This is a genomic window from Commensalibacter sp. Nvir, assembly GCF_963921845.1.
Lineage (GTDB): Bacteria > Pseudomonadota > Alphaproteobacteria > Acetobacterales > Acetobacteraceae > Commensalibacter.
In genome coordinates, this window is sequence record NZ_CAWUGZ010000088.1 from 1 (window position 1) to 5930 (window position 5930).

General features: G+C 33.5%; 5 protein-coding genes. All 5 read left to right on the top strand.

Features of this window, described 5'->3' with window-relative positions; all coding sequences use genetic code 11:
* Positions 1 to 835: ATP-binding cassette domain-containing protein (locus AABE15_RS05940; protein ID WP_338330368.1), on the top strand; the 835-nt coding region annotated here is incomplete at its 5' end.
* Between the two features lie 81 nt (positions 836 to 916).
* On the top strand, positions 917 to 1996 hold the full coding sequence (locus AABE15_RS05945; protein WP_338330369.1) for an AI-2E family transporter: 1080 nt from the start codon (positions 917 to 919) through the stop codon (positions 1994 to 1996).
* A gap of 132 nt (positions 1997 to 2128) precedes the next feature.
* On the top strand, positions 2129 to 2506 hold the full coding sequence (locus AABE15_RS05950) for a GtrA family protein (RefSeq protein ID WP_338330370.1): 378 nt from the start codon (positions 2129 to 2131) through the stop codon (positions 2504 to 2506).
* Positions 2503 to 3510, top strand: coding sequence for a glycosyltransferase family 2 protein (locus AABE15_RS05955; protein WP_338330371.1), 1008 nt, complete (start codon positions 2503 to 2505; stop codon positions 3508 to 3510). Before AABE15_RS05950 ends, AABE15_RS05955 begins: the two co-directional genes overlap by 4 nt.
* Positions 3511 to 3765: 255 nt before the next feature.
* Complete coding sequence (locus tag AABE15_RS05960) at positions 3766 to 5793, top strand: hypothetical protein (RefSeq protein ID WP_338330372.1); 2028 nt, start codon at positions 3766 to 3768, stop codon at positions 5791 to 5793.
* Positions 5794 to 5930 lie beyond the last annotated feature (137 nt).

The window sequence follows — 5930 nt, forward strand, 5'->3', positions numbered from 1 at the left end:
AGATAATATGAACACATTCTCTACCGAAAGCATCATCAAAATAGAAAAACTGTTCATCGAGTTTCCTATTTTTCATAGTAGCAATCGCTCTTTGAAAAAAATCATGTTTTCAAGAGCAAGTAAATTAATAAAAGCCCGTAAAAATAAAAAACAACACACAGGCGCAGAACTGGCTACCAATGCCAATCAAGAGCTTATTGTTAAAGCTTTACAAGATGTTTCTTTAACCTTTTATCCTGGAGATAGAATAGGTTTAATTGGCCATAACGGTTCTGGAAAATCAACCTTGTTGCGTGCGATTACGGGTATTTACGAACCAAATTTTGGCAAAATTATTGTACAAGGAACGATAGAAGCCTTACTTAACATAAATTCTGGGATGAATCCCTTACTTACTGGAAGACAAAATATTACCCTGCATGGGAAAAAATTAGGATACAGTAAAGAAAAAATTAAACTTCTTGAACAAGATGTTGAAAATTTTGCTGAGTTAAATGAATTTTTAGAATTGCCGCTCAAAACCTATTCTGCGGGAATGTTAATGCGTTTAAGTTTTGGTTTAGCCACTTCAGTCATCCCAAATATCTTGCTTATGGATGAATGGTTCATGGCGGGCGACAACAATTTTCAGGAAAAAGCCCGCGAACGATTGATAAGTATCGTTAATAGAGCGGACATTGTCGTTATTACAACACACTCCCTCCCAATACTTCAACAATGGTGTAAACGTATCATTTGGCTCCAGGCGGGGAAAGTCATTGGTGATGGGCCTACTGACGAAATTATTCAACGTTACACAGCACATATGAAAGTGGAAACTAGTACAAACAATTAAAATTGTTGATATTATTCGCATTGTTTTTCTTGTATCATCTTGCTAAGTTCAATATCGAGTTCATTCGCATTTGAAAGCAACATGGCATCCACACCCCCTCCCCCCAATGAATCTTCACAACAAGAACGATTTTATTTTTTAGTTCAAAATGTAGTGCTCGTTGCCGTTGGCATTATATCAATATGGCTAATTGGTGATTTATTGATGATTGTATTTGCGGCCACGTTAACGGCAATTATTCTTAAAGGATTGGCCAGTATTGTTCGAAAATATACGCGTCTTCCATACGGAATATCACTGACTTTGGTGGTTATGATTATATTTTCTGCCCTTTTTGCATTAATATGGACAAGTGGTCCAGAAATCAGCGAACAAATTCTTAAATTAAAACACGCCATAACTCTACAGGTAGGCAATTTAAGGGATCAACTGCACACTAGCCCCTTAGGAAATATAGTCTTGGATTATCTTCCTAATTCGGTCGGTGGAAACCATAATGAGCCCTCGACGTCTTTGAGTTCACGAATTGCCGGTTCGATGACTGGTTTTATAACGTCTGTTTTTGGCGTTGTCGGTACTGTTTTTGTTATATTTATTGCGGGGCTCTACTTTGCCGCTTCCCCTACATTGTATGGGAATGGACTGTTAAGACTTGTTCCAAAAAAACAACGACCTAGAATACGGAAATTGCTACTTATTTCAGGGCATACGTTATGGTCATGGACAGCTGGACAGTCCATTGTAATGCTGGTGGTTGGCACCTGCTCCTTTGTGGGACTCAGCATAATAGGCATACCGTTGGCACTGGCTTTGGGGGTAGTTGCAGGATTATCTAATTTTATTCCTTATATTGGTGCCATTATAGGCGCTGTCCCTGCGGTTTTAATTGGACTATCTCAAGGTAAACAAGAAGCCATGTTTGTTATCATTTTATATTTAACTATACAATTTCTTGAGGGAAATATTATTTCACCTCTGGTACAAAATCGTGCGGTAAGAATGCCTCCTGGAATAACCATCTTATCTCAAACTATCTTTGGTACGATTTTGGGCATGCCGGGTCTTATTCTCGCTTCCCCCTTAACAGCAGCTATTTTATCCATTATGGACAGCAGTACCCCACAACTTAATGATGACGAGCGATTACCCCCTATTAACTAGCGAACGTTTATGCACCAATATGTTAGAAATTGTATTAAATTATAGACTAGACTTTATAATCCAATAGCTTAATTCTTATTCATCCCTGATTCGAATACAGTCTTATCATTAAAAAAAAATTAATAAAAATTTATGCGTGTACTCACTTTAAACCTACAGCTTATAAAATACGTCGTTGTTGGCCTGGCCAATACGCTGGTAACAGCCATTGTCATCTTTACCCTTATGCATTTGGGTACGAATCTTTACACTTCTAATGCAATGGGTTATATCATTGGAATAATTTTCAGTTTTGTTGTCAATTCAAAATTCACGTTTATTACCTCACTAACCGTGAATAAATTTGCTAAATTTATTATTGTTTGTTTTTTTTGTTATCTTTGCAATCTTGCCGCTATAAAACTCTTTTTACATTTAAAGCCCCAAAAACTTTATGAAGCGCAATTGGTAGGTATGTGTTTTTATACAGCCATTGGTTTCTTTTTAAATAAATATTGGTCCATGAAATGAATAACAATAAAAATTTCAGTCAATTTGATGAACGTATTCCAACGTTAACAATAATAGTTCCTTGCTATAATGAAGAAGAAGCTTTTCCAATTTGTATGCATAAACTGATTAAAATCATTAAACGATTAATGGCTGAAGGTAAAATCAAATCGGACAGCTGTCTTCTTTTCATTGATGATGGGAGTACCGACAATACTTGGCGAAATATTGAAAAAGCTTGTAACGAAAACCCTACCGTTCGAGCTATCAAACTTTCAAAAAACCAGGGTCATCAAATCGCTTTACTGGCAGGATTGTCCAGCGTTGAAACCGATATCAATATTAGTATAGATGTTGATTTACAAGATGACATAAATTGTATCGATAAAATGATCGACAAATATTTTGAAGGGTATGAAATTGTTTACGGAGTCAGAGAAAATAGAAACAAAGATACTTTTTTTAAAAGAAATACTGCAAACCTATTTTACTTTTTAATGTCCAAATTAGGTGTTAACCAAATCGCAAATCATGCTGATTTTAGATTAATGGGAAAAACCGCCACGGACTCTTTAAAAAAATTTAAAGAACAAAATCTATACCTAAGAGGTCTTATCCCTTTACTTGGCTATAAAACAACTCAAATTTACTACGAAAGAGACAAAAGAATAGCTGGCGACTCAAAATATCCCCTAAAAAAAATGGTTTCATTAGCTTTAGAGGGGATTACGTCTTTTTCCGTTACCCCATTACGCATAGCAACCTTGACAGGAATATGCATTTGTTTCTTTTCCTTTTTGTGTGCGCTCTACGCTATAATAGAAAAAATTTTGGGGAATACGATAACAGGATGGAGCTCTATTTTCATCGCTGTTCTTTTTCTTGGTGGCTTACAAATATTTTTCTTGGGTATTATGGGGGAATATATTGGAAAAATATACATGGAAAGCAAACAGCGTCCCCGTTTTTTTATTGAAAAAAAAATGAATTTTAACCAAAAATTAGGAAAAGTTAATAAAATTTAAAATTTTACTTAACTGCTGCGATATTAAATCCCTTAAAACTCATGATCCCTTTTCTCAAACCGACGCTAAATTTAAAGAATAATGTACACAATTAACTACTTTTTTTGGTATAAAACTTAATTTATGCTGAATAAAATTACACACACTTCTATTAAATTCTACTCTTCAATAAACGCAAAAACACTTTACGTACCATTAACAGATACGTTTTATCTCTACTAACTTTATTATTACACATACCAAAAGAATTTTATTATGAAACTAAACCGAACCCATTTTACTTATTTACTTTTTATGGTTCTATTAACCTTAATAATTTTAAAAACCACTGCTTATGTGCTCAGTGAGCAAAATGTTTATTGTTGGGATTATAGAGGTTATTGGGGAACATGGGAGGAATTTGGTTATATTTTTTCAAAAAATCCGTTAACGGCTGTCCATTCGTTGCTTCACTCAATAAGAAATGAACAGCACAATTCTTTACCGGTTGCTTTAACATTTTGGTTTCAATATTTTGGCTTACCTTCTCGGTTATCCTATATTTTATCGCTTGTTATACTCTACTTTTTTCCATTAATCCTATTATTCCATTATCTATGCAAGCAGTTCACTTCAGATTGGTCCGTGGTATGGATTGCAATCACTTGCATATTACCAGCCACTTTTGTTGCTTTTTGGGGACCAACCTTAAGAGGGTATCCCGACATCTCAGGGTTATTAGGTATTGTTGGATCCATTTTATTGGTTTCTCGGGAGAAAAATCTAAGCGTTCGAATTCAATGGAAAGAAGCTTGCAGTATAGGGGTATTATTATGGTCACCATTTCTACTTAGAGAATGGTATGCGTATTCTGTAATTTCATTGTATGTATCTTTACCCTTCTTAAATTATTTTATATATAACGACGAACTAAGCTTTAATAAGATAAAATTTATCATTTTGAATTTTTTTATCTCTGGAGTCTTTACAGTCGCTTTGGCAATAATAATTCAAAAAAACTTTATTTGGGAAATTCTCCATACAGATTATTCTTATATTTACTCCGTATATCAAAGATCTAGATATTTTTCTTTCCAACATGTAGGGCGTATTATAGGTTTGTATAATGCTCCTTTTGTGTTAATAGGCTGTCTTTGGTCCATCATAGGCAAAAAAGAAAAATGGAAACTGCTAATAATATTTAGTAGTTTTAATTTAATATTTACCTTTTTTATATTTACCCAAACCCAAAGCCCAAGTACACAACATTGTTTACCTTTTGCTTTATGGGTATTAATTATTAGTACCCTAAGCATTGGACAAATTATAAAACAAGTAAACATTAAATTTTTACAATATGGTATTTTGATCTGCTTGGTATTTTCAAGTTTGTATATATATAGATCATGTTTATTCGAGAACAATCAAATTCACATTTTAAGTAAATGGTTACCAGAAAAAACGTTCCCTTTAAAAGTAGACCACTATGAAAACTATCTCAAACTTGTTCAAGATATTGAAACACTAAAAGATTCTGATCGAAACATAACGGTTTTAAGTTCAAGCTCACTTTTGAATGATGATTTACTCGTAACGATTTCAAACCAAAAACTAGCTAAAAAAATTGTATATACGTCCCAAGTGGATTTACGAGATGGCTTTAAAGTAGGATCGTTGATGTCAACATATTTCGTTGTTGCTGATCCGATTCAATTTCATTTATCCCCCACTGACCAACGGGTTATTTCTATACCAGCCAAACAAATTCTATTAAATACTGGAATAGGCAAACATTTTAAGAAGATTTTGGGTCCTTACATACTGGATGGCGATATAAAAGTGTTTGTATTCCAAAAAATTACCCCTTTTGCACAAGATGAAATAAAAAATTTACTATCTGAATATTTGGAAAGTTATCCTCATTGGAAAAATGAATTGGAAAACCCTATGTCTTTGTCTATGTTATCGACTGATATCCATAAGGGAGACATATGGGGCACTTTTTCACTGGAATCTGATAATAGTATCAGTGCACATCCAGGTGAAAATATACCGACAATTGTAAATTGGGTCCTAAAAGGCGTACAAGCAATAAAATTTTACTCAGACAGTACACAATGTGAAAACCCTGGAATGACTAAAATTGATATCAAAGACGATCATAATCATCAAGATTCATTCATATTAACCAATGGGGCATCTAGAACTCTTAATGTCAATCCGTACCTTAATGAACCATCAACATTAACTATTTCAAAGTATAAAAGTTCGGCTTGCGATCATATTAATATATCATTTAAATGACGTTTAATTAACCTGCCAAAAATATTTAAAAAAGATATTTATAATAAAATATATAAATATCTTTTTCTTTTTTTGAACAGTAGTGATTATAGAATTTTACTTTAGTACAATACGAATATTCATATGTTAAACTGAGA